Annotated in this window: 12 protein-coding genes and 1 pseudogene; 7 read left to right on the top strand and 6 right to left on the bottom strand. The window is 71.9% G+C overall.

The window, feature by feature from the left end; translation table 11 throughout:
- Nucleotides 1–59 precede the first annotated feature (59 nt).
- Together IE180_RS26590 and IE180_RS26585 are read right to left on the bottom strand one after the other, a co-directional pair.
- Nucleotides 60–3,212: a DEAD/DEAH box helicase gene (locus tag IE180_RS26590; protein ID WP_190159491.1), complete on the bottom strand. Its 3,153-nt coding sequence runs from the start codon at nucleotides 3,210–3,212 to the stop codon at nucleotides 60–62.
- Between the two features lie 101 nt (nucleotides 3,213–3,313).
- Complete coding sequence (locus tag IE180_RS26585; protein ID WP_190159490.1) at nucleotides 3,314–4,705, bottom strand: serine/threonine-protein kinase; 1,392 nt, start codon at nucleotides 4,703–4,705, stop codon at nucleotides 3,314–3,316.
- A 232-nt stretch (nucleotides 4,706–4,937) separates the two neighbouring features.
- Between IE180_RS26585 and IE180_RS26580 the strand changes: the two genes are divergently transcribed.
- The 4 genes from IE180_RS26580 (at nucleotide 4,938) to IE180_RS26565 (ending at nucleotide 13,238) form a co-directional block, all read left to right on the top strand.
- Nucleotides 4,938–6,524, top strand: a complete 1,587-nt coding sequence (locus tag IE180_RS26580) for a CBS domain-containing anti-phage protein (protein ID WP_190159489.1) — start codon at nucleotides 4,938–4,940, stop codon at nucleotides 6,522–6,524.
- A gap of 15 nt (nucleotides 6,525–6,539) precedes the next feature.
- Complete coding sequence (locus IE180_RS26575; protein ID WP_190159488.1) at nucleotides 6,540–9,833, top strand: AAA domain-containing protein; 3,294 nt, start codon at nucleotides 6,540–6,542, stop codon at nucleotides 9,831–9,833.
- 685 nt (nucleotides 9,834–10,518) lie between these two features.
- A complete protein-coding gene (locus IE180_RS26570; RefSeq protein WP_190159487.1) occupies nucleotides 10,519–12,228 on the top strand; it encodes an FG-GAP repeat domain-containing protein in 1,710 nt (569 codons plus the stop codon).
- Nucleotides 12,229–12,719: 491 nt separating this feature from the next.
- Entirely contained in the window at nucleotides 12,720–13,238 is a 519-nt protein-coding gene (locus IE180_RS26565) for a PASTA domain-containing protein (protein ID WP_190159486.1), read from the top strand.
- A gap of 6 nt (nucleotides 13,239–13,244) precedes the next feature.
- On the opposite strand, the gene IE180_RS26560 is transcribed toward IE180_RS26565, so the two are convergent.
- The 3 genes from IE180_RS26560 to IE180_RS26550 all read right to left on the bottom strand — a co-directional run bounded on the left by IE180_RS26560 (nucleotide 13,245) and on the right by IE180_RS26550 (nucleotide 16,511).
- The gene (locus IE180_RS26560; RefSeq protein WP_190159485.1) at nucleotides 13,245–14,798 is read right to left on the bottom strand and encodes an MFS transporter; all 1,554 of its coding nucleotides are present in this window, start codon (nucleotides 14,796–14,798) and stop codon (nucleotides 13,245–13,247) included.
- 91 nt (nucleotides 14,799–14,889) lie between these two features.
- Nucleotides 14,890–15,303 carry a RidA family protein gene (locus IE180_RS26555; protein ID WP_190159484.1) on the bottom strand — a complete coding sequence of 138 codons (414 nt, stop codon included), beginning with the start codon at nucleotides 15,301–15,303 and terminating at the stop codon, nucleotides 14,890–14,892.
- Nucleotides 15,300–16,511 carry an acyl-CoA dehydrogenase family protein gene (locus IE180_RS26550; RefSeq protein ID WP_229860907.1) on the bottom strand — a complete coding sequence of 404 codons (1,212 nt, stop codon included), beginning with the start codon at nucleotides 16,509–16,511 and terminating at the stop codon, nucleotides 15,300–15,302. Before IE180_RS26550 ends, IE180_RS26555 begins: the two co-directional genes overlap by 4 nt.
- A 330-nt stretch (nucleotides 16,512–16,841) precedes the next feature.
- On the opposite strand from IE180_RS26550, the gene IE180_RS26545 reads away from it, so the two are divergent.
- The 3 genes from IE180_RS26545 (at nucleotide 16,842) to IE180_RS26535 (ending at nucleotide 20,704) form a co-directional block, all read left to right on the top strand.
- Complete coding sequence (locus IE180_RS26545) at nucleotides 16,842–18,464, top strand: AMP-binding protein (RefSeq protein ID WP_190159598.1); 1,623 nt, start codon at nucleotides 16,842–16,844, stop codon at nucleotides 18,462–18,464.
- Between the two features lie 37 nt (nucleotides 18,465–18,501).
- Nucleotides 18,502–19,326: a PaaX family transcriptional regulator gene (locus tag IE180_RS26540; RefSeq protein WP_190159483.1), complete on the top strand. Its 825-nt coding sequence runs from the start codon at nucleotides 18,502–18,504 to the stop codon at nucleotides 19,324–19,326.
- Between the two features lie 172 nt (nucleotides 19,327–19,498).
- Nucleotides 19,499–20,704, top strand: a complete 1,206-nt coding sequence (locus IE180_RS26535) for a low temperature requirement protein A (protein ID WP_190159482.1) — start codon at nucleotides 19,499–19,501, stop codon at nucleotides 20,702–20,704.
- Nucleotides 20,705–20,809: 105 nt separating this feature from the next.
- On the opposite strand, the pseudogene IE180_RS37405 reads toward IE180_RS26535, so the two are convergent.
- A pseudogene (locus tag IE180_RS37405) lies at nucleotides 20,810–21,046 on the bottom strand (anthrone oxygenase family protein); the annotation flags it as partial.
- Between the last annotated feature and the right edge of the window lie 92 nt (nucleotides 21,047–21,138).

Below are 21,138 nucleotides of genomic sequence, written 5' to 3'. Positions count from 1 at the left end.
CCGGATGACGTGACGGGTGGGACAGAGGTCGTGGGCCGCGCCCTGCGCGGTGGGGACGGTCATGAGCTCGGCTCCAGGACGGCCAGGATCCGTACCATCGGGTCGTCGCCGGCGGTACGGAGACGGGTGGCGGCCTTCTCCAGGTTCTCCGCGGCCCGCTCGCGGGCGCTCCGGCCACCGCTGAAGCCGGGGAGGGTCTGCTGGCGCCAGAGTCCGACGCGCTCCTCGTACTCGCGCAGCGGCTGGTCCACCAGTTCCTCCGCCTTCCCGCGGAGCCCCGTCATCGTGCGACGGGTCGCCGAGACGGCCTCCGCCACATACCGCTGGAGGGCGGCGGGGTCGCCCTGGGCGAAGTGGTCGGGCATGTCGGGGCGGAGCCCGAGCTCGGCGAGGAGCTCGCGGGACAGCTCGCGGACCCGGGGTGCCTCGCCCTCGCGGCCGAGCCGGTCGACAGCGAGGAACGCCACCACGGTCGGGCGGCCGTCCTGGTTGGACCAGACGCCCTGGGTGAGGAACACCGGTTCCGGCACGCGGGCACGGTCCACCTGGAGCACGGGCGCCTGCTGGCGGCCCAGCTGGACGAGGACCTTGTCGGTGATCCACTCCAGGACGGGGTGCAGCTCGCCGACGTAGTGGGCGTCCGGCCAGAGGGAGGGCGAGTCGGCGTCCTCGCGGGCCCGCCTGAGGGAGTCGGCCGCGTCCTTGGGACTGAAGGTGAGCTTCATGCGGCGGGTGATGCCGTGGTCGCGCAGATAGCCGGGGGGCAGGACGTCGAGCCGGTCGGCAAGGTCCTCCGGGGTGTCGAAGCTGAGGTCGGTGCCGTCGACGGTGGTGTCCAGGCGGAAGGACTCCAGGTCGGCGAGTTCCTCCAGGCCGGTGAGGAGGTAGTCGCGACGGTCGGTGAACAGCCGCAGTTCCTCGACGAAGCGGAGAGGGGCTGTGGCCCCGCGAGCGCCCGGGGCCGGTTCCTTGACGGTCGTTCCGTCGCCGGGCGGTTCGGCCTCGACTGCCTCGGAGCCGTCGTCCGCGCTGTCGTCGAAGTCGAAGCCGATCTCGTCCTCGAAGTCCGTGTCGAAGTCGAAGCCGAACTCGGATTCCTCGTACGGGTCTCCGCCCGTACCGAACTCCGCGTTGAGCCGCTGCGCGAGCGGCAGGTCCTCCGGCGTCACCGCGTCGCCCTGGGGCAGAGCCACGGCCTCCAGGTCCGCTACTGCCTCCTGCGGGTCCGCTCCCCTGAACAGCGCCTCCATGACGCGCCGTTCCTCCAGCGAGCCGTCGTTCTCCTTGGTCGCCGCTTCCACGGCGCCGAGGATCGCGTGCACCTTCTGCTCACGGGCAAGGACCCGCTCTGCGACATGGGTGTCGTCCAGCGCACCCTCGACCGCCGATTCGAGGATCATCGCGCGGAACTCGGGCCGCTCCGTCTGCCCATAGCGGTCGATGCGGCCATTGCGCTGCTCGACGCGGATGAGGCTCCAGGGCAGGTCCCAATGGATCAGGTGGTGGCACTGGCGGTGCAGGTTGACGCCCTCGGAGGCGCCATCGCCGGAGAGCAGCAGGCGGACGTCGCCGCCCGCGCGGGCGAACTCGTCGACGTACTCCATCTGCACGCGGTCCGAGACGCCGGTGCTGTGCAGGACCTTGACCGCCGCCTTGGCGTCGTCCCGGTCCGTCCAGCCGAGCAGCGGCGGCAGGACCTGGCCCAGCCAATCGAGAGTCTCGCGGCGCTCGGAGAAGACGACCGCACGGGTGGGGCTGCCCGCCTTGACGCCGATCTCGCGCAGCTCGTCGACGAGGCCCGCCAGTTTGGAGGCCGCTTCCGGCGCGCTGCCTTCGGCGGTCGCGTGCTCGATGGCGCGGGCCAGCTCCATGAGACGCAGGAGCGAGACCGCCTCGGAGGTGACGGGCACGATGCCGGCCGGGGGCTCGTCGGTGATCTTGTGCTTGTCGGGGAGGGTGTGCCCGGTCTTGGCGAGCCGGTCGCGGGCGGTGGCGAACAGGGCCCGGTGGGAGGAGAGGAACGACTTCAGCAGGACGAAGGGGAAGAGGTGGTCCTCGGCGCCGGCCTTCGGTGCGGTGTCCTCGGCGGGATGCTTCAGCCAGTGGTCGGCGAGCTCCTGGAAGACCGCCTCTTCCAGCTCGTTGGCCCGGCGGCGGACCGGCCGGGAGTCGCCGCGCGGAGCCCAGTCCTTGAGCTGGCCGGCCACCTCGTCACTGACCTTGGTACGGCGCACCATCAGGTGCTCCAGTTCGGCGGCCTTCGGGTCGCGGGGGTCCTTGACTGCCATGGGGTCGAGGAGGCGGATCAGTCCGGTGAAGGCCGGCATGTCGCCGTTGTGCGGGGTGGCGCTGGCGAGGATCAGCGCGTCGGTGCGCTCGGCGAGCAGGTCGGCGAGAGCCCGGCGGTCGCTGCCCTGGTTGATGAGGTTGTGGGACTCATCGATGACGACGGCGTCCCAATGGATGTGCTCCAGCCACGGCCGGTAGCGACGGGGGTTCTTCAGCGTGTCCATGGAGATGATCACACGCTTGTAGTACGTGAACGGATTGCGTCCCGCCGGGATCTTCCGCTCGATTCGGGCGATTCCGGCGCTGTCCAGGCGGACCAGCGGCAGGGAGAACCGCGTCCACATCTCGTGCTGGAACTGCTCGAGGACGGGTGCGGGCGTGACGACGAGGATGCGCTCGCCACGGCCGCGGCGGATGAGCTCGCCGAGCAGCACCCCGATCTCCAGGGTCTTGCCCAGGCCCACCACGTCACCGATCAGGATCCGTGGCCGCAGCGGATTGGCCAGGGCCTTCGCGGCGGGCCGAAGCTGGTAGTCCATGCGGTCCAGGAGAAAGCCGTCGGCCAGGGCGAGGCGGCGCTCCGTCTGGGGCAGCGGGGTCTTGCGGAGCACCGCCTCCAGGAAGAGGCGGCTGCGCCGGAAGTGCGGCGACCCGTCGGCGATGAGCTTGGTGTCCTCCGGACGCAGCACGCGGGGCCGGTCCATCGTGGGCGCAAGGAACCGGGCTTCCTGACCGCGTACGAGGTCGGAGGCGCCGACGGCCTCGATCAGGTACTCCCCGGTCCGCACCTGCCGGCTGTTGCGGACCATCCACTCCTCGTCCCGCACCTCGATCACCGTGCCGGCCGGCGGAGGACCCTCGGGCGCCGTCGTGACCTGGGTGTCGGTACGGGCCTCGGGGGTTCCGGGCGCTGCGTCGGGCATCGGGGGCGGTCCTGCCTTTCGGGTCATGAGGGGTCCTTGAAAGGGTAGGCGGTCCGCCGGACGCCGGGAGACGGTCCGCGTTCACGGGGCAGACCCCGTTCCTAGAGATCGCCCCGGTGCGCGTACGCCTCGCGCAGCTCCGCGGCGACCCGCAGGGCAACCGGGGGCGGGGCCGAGGGCCGGGTCGGCCGGGCGGCATGCGGAGGGGCGAGGGGGTAGGTGGTGGGGAGCGGTTCCGTCCCGGGAACAGGCAGGTGAGCGGGGACCGCCTCGGCCTCCGGTTCCGCGGGGGCCGACGCGGGATCGACGAGTGTGGGGGTGTAGCCCGGAGGCGCGACCGCCGCCTCCTCTGCCTCGCCTTGGGCCTCGACCGCCATCTCGATCTCGTCCGTGTCGACGAGCCCGTAGAACCCCGGGTCGATCTCCAACAGGTCCTCCGGATCGCTCCCCCATGGAGCGTCCGGCGCGGCGCCCGCGTCGACCGCCTTCTGGGCCCGCTCCTGGATGGCCGGGTCGGCATGGCCGGTACCGGCTTCCGCGGGAAGCTCCGGCGTCAGGCCAGAGCCCGCGACGAGCGTCGCGAGCTGCTCCGCCGCGACCTGCGGTGTGAGATCCGCGTCGGTCAGCAGAGCGAGCAGGCCCGTCTCCACGGCCTTGAGGGTCGGCCGCTGTCCTGGGGCCGGGACGAGAATCTGGGCGAGAAGAGGGATGAAGTCCTTGTCGACCCCGCTCCAGCTCGGCGGCGATTCCATCGGCGCGTATGGGTACGGGGGCCGACCGGTCGCGGCGAAGAACAGCGTGGCGCCCAGCGCGTACACGTCCGCGGGCTCCTTGACCCGCTTGGTGTCCTTCCACTGCTCCAGCGGCATGAAGGTGCGGGTGCCCATGACGGCTCCCGTCTGGGTCAGCGCCTGACTGGCCTGCCTCTCCGCGAGCACGGCCAGGCCGAAGTCCAGCACCACGGGCCCCGCCGGCCCCAAGACAACATTGCCGGGTTTGAGGTCGCGGTGCAGCAGGTTGGCCCCGTGGATCGCCCGGAGCGCGTCGACGAGTGCCAGCCCGAGCGCGGCGTACGGTCCCACCGGGAACGTGCCGGACAGCTTCACCATCGTGTGCAGATCGGGGCCCGCGATGTAGTCCATGGCGAACCAGGGGCGAGCCGCTTCCGGAGGGGCTGCCGCGATCACGGCGGGGACACGGGCACTGATCACGGCCCGGACGGCGTCGATCTCGCGGTCGAAGCGTTCCCTGGCGTCCGGCTCGCCGTCGAGAAGGCCGGGCTGGATCATCTTGACCACGACGAGCCGTCCTTCGACGGCTTCCTCGTCACTTCCCGGCTCGGCCAGCCGGTACGCCGCGGTGAGGTCGTCCGTCAGGCCGAGAGGCAGCTGACGGGCCAGGTAGGCGACACCCATGCCGCCCGCGCCGAGCCGGGCGAGCAGTTCGAAGGGCCCCACCACACACGGGTCGACATCGAAGTCCAAGGGTTTCACCGGCGCTCTCCCCCACACGATCGTCGCGGGCCCTCGCCCCGGCCCGCGGCTGACGATCAGTCTACGACCGCCTCGGCTCCCCCTTCCGCGTCCGCCGGGTCACGGTGCCCGACCAGGCCACCGAGGTGACGGAAATATGCCCTTGCCAAGGGGAGACAGGCCCCACCTGCCCTAAAGTCGCGCCACACGATCACGATGGTCGTCTGTCAAGTTCCTCAGGGGAGGGGGCCGGATGCGGGCCTGGGTCGTACGGGCGGGGGAGAACGGCGAGCGGGAGAAGGCCGCCCTGGAGGAGGGCATCCTGATCGCCGGATGGTGGGAGCTCGGGGATCTGACGGGCGCCGCCACACGGGATGACATCAAGGCGGCCGTGGCCGCCGCCTATCCGGACGAGGGCCCCTACACCGTAGGAAACTGGACCGGACAGCTCTTCCGCTTCGTCCATGAGATACAGCCGGGAGACCTTGTCGTTCTCCCGCAAAAGTCGCTGCTCGTGGCCATCGGACGGGTCTCGGGCGGCTACGAGTACCGCGCGGACGCCCCGGACGGATTCCGTCACGTCAGGCGCGTCGAATGGCTCGTCAAGGACGTCGATCGCCAGTCGATCCAGTCGGATCTCCAGGACAGCATGGGGTCCCTGCTGACGGTCTTCGAGCTCAGTCGGTTCGGGGCGGCGGAGCGCATAGCCGCCCTCTCCGAAGGAAAGCCCGATCCGGGCCGTCCCGACGCTGACGAGTTGGCCGCCACCCTGACCGAACCGGCCAAACTTTTCGAGGAGGTCCGGCGACGGAGCGCCGACGAACCCCTCACTCTGTCCGTACGGGACTTCCTCGCCGTCTGGAGCCTTCCGCGGCGCTACCCGGCCGCCGTCGAGCAGATCCAGAACGACCTGGACGTCCGCGGGCTCGTCACCGTACCTCCGTTCACGGAGGGCAGCCTCGAAAGCCAGATCGCGGTCGTGGCCGGCGGGGCCGAGCCCGACGAGGCGGGTACGAGCGCCATGACCCGCCTCACCGGCACGACGAGCCTCTCGGCCGTGATCCAGAGCGCGGCGGACGCGGCCGGACACCTGGCGGACGAGGACCCGACGGCGCGGACCGTCGCGTACCGGGTGAGCAACCTCGACTCGGCCAACCGCATGCCGGAATGTGTACGGGTCGGGGACAGCCTCGGGACCGCGATGACCCTCATGGTGCTGCGCGACTACAGTCAGCTGCCCGTTCTCGACGCGGACGGGCGGCTGCGCGGAGTCGTCAGCTGGGAGTCGATCGGACGTGCCCGCATGGCCGATCCCGGAGCCGACCTCGCTGCCGCCACGGTGCGGGCTCAGGAGGCGGACCGGTCCGACGATCTGCTCGACTGGATCGGGACCATCCAGAAGTCGGGCTACGTCCTCGTGCGGGATCACGACCACAAGGTGTGCGGTCTGATCACCGACTCGGACCTCACGGTCCAGTTCGGCACTCGTGTCCGTCCGTTCGTACTCGTCGAGGAGATCGAGCAGCGCCTGAGGCGCATCGTCGACCGCAGCATCCCGATCGAGCGGATTCGTGCCGTCGTACCCAGGCACCGCGCTTCCCGAGTGAACTCCGCAGCCAACCTGACGTTCGGCGCGTACGGCCACCTGTTCAAGGTCCCCGAGAACTGGTCGGCCCTGGGCTGGGCCATCGACAAGGAGCACTTCCTCTCCGCACTCGAGGACTGCCGAAACTTCCGCAACGGCCTCATGCACTTCAGCCCCGACCCCGTCACCGACGACCAGCTGCATCCCGCTCAGGGGCTGCTCGAACTGCTCCGCTCCATGGATCCGCACAACTGACAGGGAGGGGCCCCGGTGGGGTGGCGGGAGGAGATCACCGCTGCGCTCGGCGAGTGGATCGCCATCGAGGGCGGCGCGGGGAGGCAGCCTCGATGGCAGCGGGTCGGCCGTGCGGCTCGTGCGGGTGGTTCTGGCGAGTACGTCGTGGATGTACGGAGTTCCGACATTGGGCCGGACCAGCTCGACAGTCTGCGGCTCGCCGGTCCGGAGGCCGACACCATCGAGTCGGAGGGGTTCACCGTCTCGGAGGCCGTGCAGAACGGCAGTCTCCTCACGGTGAAGGTGGCCCGGTTCGCCGAGGTCACCGACGCCCATCTGTGGCTGCAGAAGCAGCCTCCCACGTTCCTCATGGAGGCCCTGCGCCAAGGGATCGCGGCGCTCGGAGAACACCCCTTGGCTGCCGCACTGGCGACGGGCACCATCGGCGGGCCGCGGCAGCCGGCGGAGGACCCGCCGGGGTTCCATCCCGCCCAGGCCGACGCGTACCGCGCGTGCCTCGGAGAAGGCGTCCACCTCGTCTGGGGCCCTCCGGGGACGGGCAAGACCACCGTGCTGAAGAGGGCGATCGGTGATCTCCTCGCGCGCGGCGACCGGGTGCTCCTCGTCTCCGCGACCAACATCGCCGTGGACAACGCTCTGCTGGGGGTGGTCCGCGAACAGCGGCACGGTCCCGGAGAGATCGTGCGTGTCGGCCCGCCGCACCTGAAGGAGGTGGCCGAGGATCCGTCCGTCTCCCTACCGATGATGGTCAGGGCGCGGCTCGCGGAGACCGCGCAGCGGCGGAGCTCGCTGGAGTCCGAACTGGTTGCGATCAAGGAGTGGGCATCCGAACTCGCCCGCCTGGAGGCCGTGCTGACCCGCTTCGACTCGTCCGCGTACTACGCGGCTCTGGAGCTGCTGCGCACTCCCGGAGAGGATCCGGCGTCGGTCAGGCTTCGGGTCGAGGATGCGAAACAGCGGCACGACCGGGCCTCTCGAGAGCACGAGGAAGCGGTCACCGTGGCCCGCACGGCCGTGGCCAGGGACAAGGCCGCGGACGCCGCCCGCCACCAGTGGCACCAGGTGGACGAGCTGTCGTCGGAGGTGGCCAAGGTACGCGAAGCGGTCGCGCTCCGGGAGGCGGCCGCCCTGTTGACTGAGGACCGTTGTGATCCCCTGCGGACAGAACTGCGGGAGGCCGAGTCGACGAGAACGTGGTCGAAGCGCCGCTCCCAGAACAAGATCGCAGGGATCCGCCAACGGCTGGAGGAGGCCGAGCGGTCCGCCGCGACGGCCCGGCAAGCCGCGCGCGAAGCCCGGGCCACTGCCACAGCCCATGCCGCGGCCCTCGGAGCCCGGATCACCGCACTCAGCGAAGGCATCCCCCTCACTCGAGATCAGATCGCCGCGTTGCATGCCGACGCCGCCGCGGCAAGGGCCGCTTCGGATCGGACTCGACAACACCTCAGCCAGTGTGCGACCGACTTCTCCCAGGCGACAGAGGCGGCCAAGCGCGCCGTCCATGCCTACGAAGTAGCCAAACAGGCGGAGCAGAAGGGGTGGCCCGCCATGTTCGAGCGTGCGGGTCGGCTCCGCCCCGCGGTGACTGCCGACGAGGCACACCGCGCGGAACTGGAGAAGGCCTACCAGGAAACCCAGGAGGAGTACGAGCGGCTGGCCCGAAACGCCCAGGGAGAGATCATCAAGGGGGCCAGGCTCGTCGCGACCACGCTGGCCCGGTTCCGCACCAACCGGGCCGTCCTCGACGGACCGTACGACGTGGTGCTCGTGGACGAGGCGGGTGCCGCCACCCTGCCCGAGGTGCTTCTGGCGACCGGGAAGTCCCGCAGGGCCGCCGTTCTCCTGGGGGACTTCATGCAGCTGGGTGCCGTCGTGCCTCCTGAGCTCAGGGACCAGAGACGCCACGACATCCAGCGCTGGCTGCTCCCGGACGTGTTCGCGCACTGCGGTATCCACTCGCCCACCGACGCTCGGCACCATCCCGCCTGCATCACCCTGACCGAGCAGCACCGGTTCGGTCCTGCCGTGATGCGACTGGCGAACGATCTCGCGTACGGCGGCGCGCTGAGCGGCGGAAACCGATCACGGTCGGCGCGTACGGAGAACGACCCCGAGATCGTACTCATCGACACGGACGGTCTCCACGAACTGGGCAGACCCCACCTGACCGGTAGCCGTCGCGGCTGGTGGCCCGCCGGCGCGCTGATCACGCGCGCCCTGGTGGAAGTGCACCGCGAACTCGGCGAGAGCACGGGCGTGGTGACCCCATATCGCGTTCAGGCGGAAGCCACGCTGGAGGCCCTGCGTGATATCGAGGAGTCGGGAGGGAGCAACCCAGCGGAAGTGGGGACCGCCCACCGCTTCCAGGGGCGAGAGTTCGACATCGTCGTCTTCGACACCGTGGAGGGCGACAAGACCACCCGGCCCCTGTGGATGGCTCACGCCCACCGCCAGCCCACCACGAACCCCTGGCCCCGTGACGGTGTACGTCTGTTCAATGTCGCCGTCACACGCGTCAGAACCAGGCTGTACGTGATCGCCAGCCTGGAGCGCCTACGCGCCGCGGGCAGAGCGACAGCTCTCGGCCAGCTGGCCGCCATGGTCAACACGCCGGGTGTCCGGGTGCTGCACGCCAGGAATCTGATCACACCTCCGACGACCTCGGCCCCCTACCGGGGCGAGTTCGGTTCCGCACTCGCCGAAGTCCTCGGCCGCCATATCGAAGTGACGGAGATCGAGGACGAACGGGGGTTCTACCGAGCCTTCTCGGAGGAGATCCGGAGAGCCCGGCGATCACTGTGGCTCTGGTCCCCTTGGGTCGCCACACGCCTGAATTCGCTGCTGCCCGACCTTCGAGCCGCCGCCGACCGCGGTGTGCGGATCAACGTCTTCATCCGTGACGACACCGACAAGCTCCAGAAGCAGGAGACGAACCAGGCGCTGATCGCCGAGCTGCGACAGGTCGTCGACACGGTCGTGCCCGTGTACGAGATGCACCAGAAGATCGTCGTCATCGACGAGCAGACGGTTCTGCTCGGCAGCCTCAACCCGCTCTCCCAGAAGTCGACCCGGGAGATCATGCTGACCATGCGCGGCAGCCACTTCGCCCGCAAGCTGCTGGAGCACGAGCATGCGGCGACGTTCGCCGATCCGCCCTCCTGCGGACGGTGCGGGGGTGACGAGATCGAGATCCGACGCTACAAGAAGGACGACTGGGTCTGGCGCTGCTACGCCGCCGCCTGCAAGGCCACGCCGAAGGGCGGTACCAACGCATGGACCCAGAAGATCCGGCTGACCCGCGGGCGCTGATCTTCCCCTTCTGAGCACCCCGAAGCCAGCGGTATGGGCGCTCGAGTGGAACCAGTCCCCTCCACACAAATGCCCCCCTACACGTGGGGTGCAGCGCCGAGGCGGTGGTGGCTGAGGTGCCTGGGACATTTCTGGGACTTCCACCCGCATCGACAGGCACGAGCGTGAAATAACCGAAAGATCATTGGCGCAGGTCAGCGGGGCACGATGGACCGCTACCGCAGGTCAGGGGACCCGCGAATCCTTTCCGGGACATCTGACAACCCCCGGAAGAACGGTCTTCACCCCCCTCTCTGACCTGCATGAAGGCAGGTCAGAGAGGGGGGTGACGGCGTTTGTGGGACTTTTCCGGGATTCTGCGCCGCGCCGGATGGCTGCCGGTTTCCGCAGGCCGCCGAGCACCCTGCATGGCGCCTCACCGCACATGTCGACCCACCACAGGCGCTGGTCCGCGTCTCCTGACCCGCGCCGTACACCGGCCGCGGTACATGATTCGCGCCGTGCACCGGCCGCCGCAATGGACAACGGACTCGGATCGCCTTTCCTCGCCCATCCCTGATCAACCAGCATCCCCATCAGGGTGGGCCCATCACCCCAGCTGTCGACACCGGGGCCGCTCCCTGCCAAGATCCCCTTTCTCAAGTCACCCCACGCAGAAGGATCCATGAACCGAGCAGCACGCCGTATGGCAGCCTTCAGCGCCGCCACCGGCCTCCTCACCGCGGCGACACTCGCGAACTCCGGCACGGCCATGGCCGAGGACGACGTCCTGAGGCTGTCCGTGCACGACCAGGTCGCGGCCCCCGGCACCGCGCCCCGCCTCTCGCCCGAGGTGGAGTCCGGCATCCCGGACGGCAGGACCGTGATCGCGTTCTCCACGAAGCCGCTGACCGGACCGGCCGGAGACGGGGCGGGAGTCCCGCAGGGATTCACTACGCAGGCCAACGACTGCACGGAGGTGGCCGGTCTCGTCGCCGTCTACGTGTGCGGCCCCTCCGGCCTGCGCCCCGGCTTCGTCGTACCCAAGGACGCGCCGGACACCGCGGTCCACTGGGGCTTCGCCTACGTCCCCAGGGGCGGCGACCTGGCCGCCGGCATCGCAACCGCCCGCACCGCCGGTGCCACACCGGCCGACGCCACCCACGGCAGCGCGAAGGTCGTCGTCAAGACCGTCGCGAGCGCCGCGCTGAACACCGTCACCTTCGACCTGCCCGATGTCCCCTCCGGTGGAACGGTGCGCCAGCAGATCCGGGTCCACGCCAACGACGCCGGCAACCTGACCCTCTGGTTCCGGCCGGCCGATGGGTACCTCTGGCGAGGTCCGAACGACATCCACATCGGCGGGCTCACCACAGAGGCCGGAGCCACCTGCACCCAGCCCTCCACCATGATCCTGAGCGCCTCGGCGAACCTCGACTGCCACCTCGAGCCCGGCGACCACACCATCGGCTACGAATTCACCACACTCTCGGGCGCCTACATGGCGAAATTCGAGGTCATCACCAGGTACGACATCTACGACTTCCGCACCCAGTACTCCGACGTCCGCCAGACGAGCGCCCCCTTCACCGCACTGGGCAAGCCCGTCCTTCCCCGCCACGGCCTCCTGACCCGCGACACCACCGGAACCCTGTTCCAGTACCGCGGCACCGGCAACGCGACCACGGCGCTCGCGCCCCGAGACCAGGTCGGCACCGGCTGGCAGACGTACAACATGCTGACCGAGCTTTCCCCTCTGACGGAATTCCCCGCCCACTTCGGCTACGTCCTACCGTCAGCCGCCACCCGGGGACACGGCGACCTGGTCGCCCGCGACGCTTCCGGCACCCTCTGGTACTACGACCGCCAAGACGTCTACTACGAGCCCTTCGCCCCCCGCGTCCGCGTCGGCACCGGCTGGAACGTCTACGACCGGATCGACGGCGCCGGCGACCTCGACCGGGACGGGTACATGGACCTCCTCGCCCGGGACAAGACCGGCGTGCTGTGGCTCTACAAGGGCACCGGCAGCTTCACCGGCGCGCGGTTCAAGACGCGGGTGAGGGTCGGCGGCGGCTGGGGGACCTACGACCGGCTCGCCGGTGGTGCCGACGTCACCGGTGACGGACGGGCCGACCTGCTGGCCCGCGACAGGGCCGGGATCCTGTGGCTGTACCGGGGAACGGGCAGCGGTACGGCCCCGTACGCCACCCGCACGAAGGTCGGCGGCGGCTGGGGCGCGTACGACCAGTTGGTCGTCGCCGGGGACCTCACCGACGACGGCAGGGCGGACGCGGTGGCCCGCGACAGGGCCGGGGTCCTGTGGCTGTACCGGGGCACCGGCAACGCGGCCGCGCCGTTCGCCACCCGCACGAAGGTCGGCGGCGGCTGGAACACGTACAACCGCCTCTTCTGACCGGACCTCACGCCCCAGGGCGAGTCACGCCCGTCCTGGGGCTCATCCGACCCGGGCCGTGGGACCCTCCCGGGACTTTCGGCCCCATCGACTGGCACGAGGGCGAAAGGGAGGAAACGTCGTCTTCCCGGCTCGGCGGCCCCACGCGGCCTGTCCGTGCAAGTCACGGGTCTGCCGGGTCTTTTCCGGGACATCCAGGACCCGGGACCGGAGAAAGCCGCGAGAAGCCGGAGAACCCCCGTGCCGGACGCGGGGGTTGTGTCTACGATCCCCGCGTGGACTCGTACCCCTCTGCCCCGCCGCCGCCCCCGTCGCCTCCCCGGGAGGCCGTTCGGCGGTGGTGGCGGCGGCCGGGGGTCGTCGTCGGCGTTCTGGTCGTGGTGCTCGTGGCTGTCGGGGGCGTGACTCGCCTCTTCGGCGGCGGTCCGCCGGAGAAGGAGGCCGTGCGGGGTGACGCCCGGCCTCCGGGGGTCGCGGGTACCGTCTCCGCCGTGCCCACGCCCACCGGGCCTCCCGCGCTCGTCGGGAAGGGGCTCCGGGAGGCTCAGGGGGCCGCTTCCGCCGCCGGGTACTCCGTCGTGTCGCACGACGCCTCCGACCAGGACGCGCGGCAGTGGGACGCGGACGAGTGGACGGTGTGCTTCCAGACGTCGGCGGGGCGGCGCGACGGCGGCCGGCCCGTGCTGGATCTCGGGGTGGTGCGCGTCGGGGCGCCCTGCCCCGCCGTCGACGGCGAGAAGCCGCCCTGGCCGAGGATGCCCGCCGTCACCGGCATGACCTTCGCGCGGGCCGGGGAGGCGCTGGCGCCGGTCGGGTTCAGGAAGGTCGAGCCGGAGAGCGCGTACTCCGATGTGGCGCTGCCCGGCGTCGCGGATCCGTGGAAGGTCTGCTTCCAGGATCCCGAGCCGGGTGAGACGGTCGAGGACCCGCAGTACGGGACCGTCTATCTGAAGCTGGCGCCGCCCGACGCCGTCTGCCCCGAGCGGCCGTACGCCACGCTGGGGCCGTAGGGGGGCTCAGCCGGCGCCCGGCATCACTCCGCCGCCCTTGAGCCGTTCGATGTCGGAGGCGCGGACCTGGATCACGAAGAGGGCGACCAGGGCGCCGACGACGGCGAAGATCGCCGCCGTGACGAAGCCCGCGGAGACGCCGGAGGTGAGGACCTGGTCGCTCCAGGGCGGTGGGAGCTGGCCGGTCTTGGCGAACCGGGCCTTCTCCAGCGGGCCGGCCTGGGAGAGGAAGGCGGGGACCTGCTTGTCCGCCTCGTTGCGGCTGGCCGTGCCGAAGACGGTCACCAGGATCGAGAGGCCGAGCGAACCGCCCACCTGCTGCATGGCGTTGAGCAGGCCCGACGCGGCGCCGGACTCCCTCGGCTCGACGTTCGACAGCGCCATGATGGTCAGCGAGACGAACATCAGCCCCATGCCGAGACCGAAGACGAGGATCGGTCCGAGGATGCTGCCCGCGTAGGTGGAGTTCACGTCGGTGAGCGTCAGCCAGGACAGGCCGGCCGCGGCGAGCACCGAGCCCGTCACCATGAAGGGCTTCGGACCGTACTTGGGCAGCAGGTTGGACGTGAAGCCGGCGCCGACCGCGATGATGGCGCTGACCGGCAGGAACGCGAGGCCCGTCGTCAGGGGGCTGAAGCCCAGCACCTGCTGCACGAAGAGGGTGAGGAAGAAGAACATCCCGAAGATGGCCGCGGCCAGGCAGAGCATGATGACGTAGGTGCCCGAGCGGTTGCGGTCGGCGAACATGTGCAGGGGCGTGATGGGCTGCTGGGAGCGCCGCTCGATGAGGATGAACGCGGCCAGGAGGACGATCGCGGCGGCGAACGAGCCGATCGTGTAGGGGTCGCTCCAGCCCTCCTGCGCGGCCCGGATGAATCCGTACACCAGCGCCACCATGCCGAGCGTCGAGGTCAGCGCGCCGGCGAGGTCGAAGTGGCCGGGGTGCCGCTCGGACTCCTTGACGTGACGCGGTGTGAGGAGCGCGATCAGCACGGCGATCGGGACGTTGACGAAGAAGATCCAGCGCCAGTCGAGCCATTGGACGAGCATGCCCCCGGCCACCAGGCCGATCGCGCCGCCGCCGGCCGAGACGCCCGCGAAGACGCCGAAGGCCCGGTTGCGTTCCGGGCCTTCGTCGAACGTCGTGGTGATGAGGGAGAGCGAGGTCGGCGAGGCTATCGCGCCGCCGACGCCCTGGAGGGCCCGGGCCGCGAGGAGTTGCCACTCGCTCTGCGCGAGCCCGCAGAAGAGGGAGGCCAGTCCGAAGAGCAGCACGCCGAAGATGAAGACGCGTCGCCGTCCCAGGATGTCGCCGGTGCGCCCGCCGAGCAGCAGCAGTCCGCCGAAGGTGAGCGTGTAGGCGTTGACGACCCAGGACAGGCTGGTGGTCGAGAAGTCCAGCGCCGTCTGGATGTGCGGGAGGGCGATGTTCACGATGGTGATGTCGAGGACCACCATCAGCTGACAGGACGCGATCACGAACAGGGCGATGCCCTTGCCGTCCCCACCCTTCTTCGGAGGGGCGGTCTGCTCGGGTGTCGTCGGCTTGGGTGTACTCATGTGGCGCCTCGGGCCTCGCCTGGTGAGTGTGCCGTGGGCCGGTCAGTCCACCTTTCGACACTAAGCCCGGCCCGGGCGGGTGACCAGTTGATCAAGCGGGCGCGGGTTCGTCGAGGACCGCGAAGCCGTCGAGCTCCACCAGGGCCTGCTCGTCCCAGAGGCGTACGACTCCGATGACGGCCATCGCCGGGTAGTCACGGCCCGCCAAGCGGCGCCAGATCCGGCCCAGTTCGTGCGCGTGCTCGCGGTAGCCGGGGACGTCGGTGGTGTAGACGGTGACGCGGGCGAGGTCCGCGGGGGTGCCGCCGGCGTGCCGCAGGGCGGTGAGCAGATGGGCGAGGGCGGTGGTGAACTGCTCGGTGATCCCCTCCCCCACGACCTCGCCCCGGGTGTCGAGGGCGGTCTGTCCGGCGAGGAAGACGAGCCGGGACCCGGTGGCGGTGACGGCGTGGGAGAAGCCGGTGGGCGGGGAGAGTTCGGCGGGGTTGTGGCGGTGCAGGCTCATGCGGTCGCCTCCTTCGGCTCCGGGGTGTGCGTGTCCTCCGCGGGCCGCCGCCCGACGGGCGGGGCCTCGGTGGGCAGGGCCTCGGGGGACGGCACCTTCGCGTACAGCTCCTTCGCGATGATCGTGCGCTGCACCTCCGTCGCGCCCTCGTAGATCCGGGGTGCGCGGACCTCCCGGTAGAGGTGCTCCAGGAGGTGGCCGCGCTGGAGGGCGAGGGCGCCGTGCAGCTGGACGGCGGCGTCGACGACGTACTGGGCGGTCTCGGTGGCGAGGAGCTTGGCCATGGCGGAGCGGCGGGGGACGTCGGGGTCCCCCTCGTCGTACGCGACGGCCGCCGCGTACACGAGGAGGCGGGCGGCCTCGGTGCGGGTGGCCATCTCGGCGACGCGGTGCGAGACGGCCTGGAGGTCGGCGAGGACGCCGCCGAAGGCGGGGCGGGCGGCGGTGTGGGCGAGGGTCGCGTCGAGGGCGGCCTGGGCCATGCCGACGGCGAAGGCGCCGACGCTGGGCCGGAAGAGGTTCAGGGTGTTCATGGCGACCCGGAAGCCCCGGTCCGGTGCGCCGAGGAGGTCGTCGGGGCCGACGGGGACGCCGTCGAAGGTGAGGGTGCCCAGGGCGTGCGGGGCGAGCATGTCGAGCGGTTCGCCGCCGAGTCCCGGGCGGTCGGCGGGGACGAGGAAGGCGGTGACGCCGCGGGCTCCGGCGCCCCGGGTGGTGCGGGCGAAGACGGTGGCGAAGTCGGCCTCGGGGGCGTTGGAGATCCAGCGCTTCTCGCCGTGCAGGCGCCAGCCGCCGCGTCCGTCGGGGACGGCGTCGAGGGCGAGGGCGGCGGCGTCGGAGCCGGCGTCCGGTTCGGAGAGGGCGAAGGCGGCGACGGCGCGTCCGGCGGTGACCTCGGGGAGCCAGCGGGCGCGCTGGGCGGGGGTGCCGAAGGCGGCGACGGGATGGGCGCCGAGGCCCTGGAGGGCGAGTGCGGTCTCGGCCTCGGTGCAGGTGCGGGCGAGGGATTCGCGCAGGAGGCAGAGGTCGAGGGCGCCGGCCTCGAAGAGGCGGGCGAGCAGGCCGAGCTCGCCGAGGGCGGCGACGAGGGGGCGGTTGACCCTGCCGGGTTCGCCCCGGTCGGCGAGGGGCTTGAGGCGCTCGGCGGCGAGCGCGCTGAGCTCCGCACACCAGGTGGTCTGTGCCGGATCGAGCGAGAATGCGGGCATGTGGGCCCTCTCCGGCGCCCTCCGGCGCCCTCGTCGCGGCGCCGTCCGGCGCCTTCGTCCCCGCGCCTCGTGGCGCCCTGGTCACGACGCCGTGCGGCGTCCCGGCCCTCGCGCCTTCCGGCGCCCGGGTCCCGGCGCCTCGCGGCGCCCTCCTCCCGACGCCGTGCGGCGCCCCGGTCCCGGTGCCGTGCGGCGCCCCGGGCCCAGCGCCTCGCGGCGCCTCCGTCCCGGCGCCCTCCGGCACCCTTGTCGCGAACCGTTGACTGTCGTCACCAACACGATACGCTCGTGGAGCGACGGACGACCCCACCACGACAGGGGGACGGACTCATGGAGCTGACGCCCTCGGCCCACCTCGACACGTTCGCCCGCGACCGGCTGCCGCCTCCCGACCGCTGGCCGCGCCTCGTCTTCGACCTCCCCGAGCTCCGTTACCCCGATCGGCTCAACTGCGGCACGGAACTCCTCGACCGCACGGTAGAACGGTTCGGCGCCGACCGGCCCGCCTTCCACGACGGCGAGGGCGGGGTCTGGAGCTACGGGGAGCTGCGCGACCGGGTGGACCGCATCGCCCACGTCCTCACCACCGACCTGCGGGTGGTGCCCGGCAACCGGGTCCTCCTGCGCGGCCCCACCACCCCGTGGCTCGCCGCCTGCTGGCTCGCCGTGATGAAGGCCGGCGGCGTCGCCGTCACCGTCCTGGCCCAGCAGCGCGCCCCCGAGCTGGCCGTGATGGCCGAGGCCGCCCGCTGCACCCACGCGCTCTGCGACGCCCGAGTGCTCGACGAGCTCCTCGCGGCCCGGATACCCGGGCTCCGCGTCACCCCCTTCGGCGGGGACGGGCCGGACGACCTGCTGGCCCTCGCCGACCGCCGGCCCGACCCGTACGAGGCGGTGGCGACCGCCGCCGACGACGTGGCCCTGATCGCCTTCACCTCCGGAACGACCGGGCGGCCCAAGGGCTGCGTCCACTTCCACCGGGACGTCCTGGCCGTCGCCGACACCTTCTCCGCGCACGTCCTGCGCCCGCTGCCCGACGACGTCTTCGCCGGCTCACCGCCGCTCGCCTTCACCTTCGGCCTCGGCGGGCTCGTCGTCTTCCCCCTGCGGGCCGGGGCGAGCGCGGTCCTCCTCGAACAGGCCGGGCCCAAACAGCTGCTCGCGGCGATCGAGCGGCACCGGGTCTCGGTGCTCTTCACCGCCCCGACGGCCTACCGGGTCATGCTGGAGGAGCTGGCCCAGGGCACCGCCCCCGAGGTGGCCTCGCTGCGCCGCTGCGTCTCGGCCGGCGAGAACCTGCCGGAGGCGACCTGGACGGCCTGGTACGCGCGGACCGGACTGCGCCTGATCAACGGCATCGGCGCCACCGAACTGCTGCACATCTTCATCTCCGCCGCCGACGGCGACATCCGTCCCGGCACCACGGGGCGTCCGGTGCCCGGCTGGCAGGCCAGGATCGTCGACCGCGACGGCGGGGGCGTCCCGGACGGCGAGGAGGGACTGCTCGCGGTGCGCGGCCCGGTGGGCTGCCGCTATCTGGCCGACCCCCGCCAGGAGGAGTACGTACGGGACGGCTGGAACATCACGGGCGACACGTACGTCCGGGAGCCCGACGGCTGGTTCCGCTACGTCTCACGGGCCGACGACATGATCATCTCGGCCGGCTACAACATCGCCGGCCCCCAGGTCGAGGAGGTGCTCCTCGACCACCCCGACGTGGTGGAGACGGCGGTGGTCGGCCGCCCGGACGAGCTGCGCGGCCAGGTCGTCGTGGCGTACACGGTGGTGCGGGACGGGGTGCCGCGCGACGCGAGCACCGCCGCCGCGTTGCGGGCCTTCGTCCGCGCCCGCATCGCCCCGTACAAATCGCCCCGGGAGATCGTCTTCCTCGACGCGCTGCCGCGCACGGCGACGGGGAAGCTCCAGCGCTTCCTGCTGCGGACCCCGGCGTGACCGGCATGACGTGTCCACCACCGCTTACAGTGATCACGTGGCCGAGCAGCACACTCCCCGATCCCTGATCGTCTCCTTCTACGGCGCCTACGGCCGTGCGCCCGACGAGTCGCCGGTGCCGGTGGCCGCGCTCATCCGGCTGCTCGGCGTGCTCGGCGTCGACGCGCCCTCGGTGCGCTCCTCGGTGTCGCGGCTCAAGCGGCGCGGGCTGCTGCTGCCGGGCCGGACGGCGGGCGGCGCCGCCGGGTACGCCCTCTCGGAGGACGCCCGGCGGCTCCTGGACGACGGCGACCGCCGGATCTACGCCCGCACGGAGCCGAAGCTGTCCGAGGGCTGGGTCCTGGCCGTCTTCTCGGTGCCCGAGGCCGAGCGGCACAAGCGGCACCTGCTGCGCTCCCGGCTCGCCCGGCTGGGCTTCGGCACGGCGGCGCCGGGCGTCTGGATCGCGCCCGCCCGGCTGTACGAGGAGACCCGGAACGCCCTGGAGCGCCTGGAGCTCTCCCCGTACGTCGACCTCTTCCGCGGCGACCACCTGGGGTACGCGGCGACGGCCGGGGCGGTGGCCCGCTGGTGGGACCTGCCGGCGATCGCCGGACTCCACGAGGAGTTCCTCGCGGCCCACGAGCCGGTCCTGCGGGCCTGGCGGGCGGCCCCTGCGGGCGCCGAGGACGCCTACCGGGACTACCTCCTCGCCCTGGACTCCTGGCGCCGGCTGCCCTACGCGGACCCGGTGCTCCCGGCGGAGCTCCTGCCGGACGACTGGCCGGGCCGCCGCTCGGCGGAGGTCTTCGCGGCCCTGCACGAACTGCTGCGGGACCGGGGGGCGGAGTACGTGGGCCCGTTCCTGTCGGACACCCCCTAGGCCGGCTCTTCCGGAACCCGCCCGACCCGCACCGTCAGGCACCGCACGTCGCCGGTGCCGGCGGGCCGGCTCGACACCCGCCGGCGTTCGGCGGGCCGCTCGGGGCGCGGGGGCGGATCCGTGGTCTGATGCAGCGGTCCGTGTCCGGTCGGATCCCCACCCGGATGGCCTGATGAGCACTTCGCACCCCGCCGCCCCGCCGCCCCCGCCCGCGGGCCCGCCCGGGACCGAGGCCGAGCCCCGGCACGCCGGATGGCTGGAGCTCTTCTTCGACCTGGTCTTCGTCGCGTTCGTCGCCCAGCTCTCGCACGGACTGCACGGCGACCCGGGCCCGCACGAGTTCGGCGTCTTCCTCGGCCTCTACTTCCCGCCCTGGTGGATGTGGGCCAACCTCACCGTCTCCGCCAACCTGTTCCACGACGACAGCGCCCGCCGTCGGCTCGCCATGCTGGCCGCCATGCTGTGTCTCGCGGTGATGGCCGCGGCCGTCCCCGAGGCCGACGGCGACCGGGGTCCGGCCTACGCGCTCGGCTACGCGGGAACCCGCCTGGTCCTGCTCGCCCTGTGGTGGCCCGCCACCCGTTTCCCGGCGTCCGGCCGGATCCCGCGCTGGCGCCCGCTGACCTACTGCCTGCTCTCCGGACTGCTCTGGGCGGGCTCGGCGGCCGTTCCCGCGCCCTGGCGCTACCCGGTCTGGGCCGGGCTGCTGCTTGCGGAGATGGTCCTACTGCTGACCGCGCGGGGCAGGGGCGTTCCCGGGCGGGTCCACACGGGGCACCTGGTCGAGCGGGTCGGCCTCTTCGTGATCATCGTGCTCGGCGAGTCGGTCCTCGGCCTGATCACCTCCACGGACCGCACCTGGACCGCGGAGGCAGGCGTCGTGGCGGTGCTCGGGTTCGTCCTGCTGGCCGCGCTGTGGTGGTCGTACTTCGACTTCGCCTCGGCGACGGCCGAGCGGGTCATCGGCGCCGCGGGCACCCGCGAGGCGTACCTCCTCGCCCGTGACGTGGGCGGCTTCCTGCACTTCTTCGTCACCGCCGCCGTCATCTCCATGGCGGCGGGCCTCGCCACGGCCGTGGACGAGTCCGGTCGCGACCACCTCCCCCGGGGCGCGGTGTGGGCGCTCGCGGGCGGCCTCGCGCTCTACCACGCGGCGCACGCCGCGATCGGCCTGCGCTTCGGTCGGCCCGTGCGCGAGGTGGCGTCCTGGGCGGTCCCGGGCGTCGGTGTCCCCCTGCTGGTCGTCCTCGGCGCGGACGCGCTGGCGCCGTGGCTGGTGGTCCTGCTCCTGGCGGCCGAGGCCATCGCCCACCTGCTGTACGCGAAGGCGGCGACGGCCCGCCGGGCGCGGGCGGCCGCCGGGCAGGAGCCGGCCTGACCGGCAGGACGCCCCCTGGTGCCGTACGGCCAGGGCCCGCACCAGGCAGGCGAGGCCCGCCGTGCCGAGGGCCGCGCGGACGATGTTCCACGCCACCCACGGGGTCTCGAAGGCGGCCCGGGCGGCCGCCGGGTCCCGGGTCGCCGCGAGGGCGTCGTTGAGCGGCACGTTCGCCGCCGAGGTGACCACCAGGACGGCGAGGCCGAGGACGAGCGCGGCGAGCGTCCAGGGCCGCGCCCGGCCGGCGCGGTGCTGCCGGGCGGCCACCGCCGTGAGGGCCGGCGCCCCGAAGAACGGGGTGAAGAACACCGGGTTCTGGATCACGTCGTTGACGTTCCGCATCACCTCGACGTAGACCCGGTCGTCGCTGCGCGCCAGCGCCGGCATCACCGAGCAGACGTACGCGAACCACACCCCGGCGACCAGTCCGGTCG

This window comes from Streptomyces litmocidini (assembly GCF_014649755.1).
Classification (GTDB): domain Bacteria; phylum Actinomycetota; class Actinomycetes; order Streptomycetales; family Streptomycetaceae; genus Streptomyces; species Streptomyces litmocidini.
This window is presented reverse-complemented; position numbering and strand designations above follow the sequence as displayed.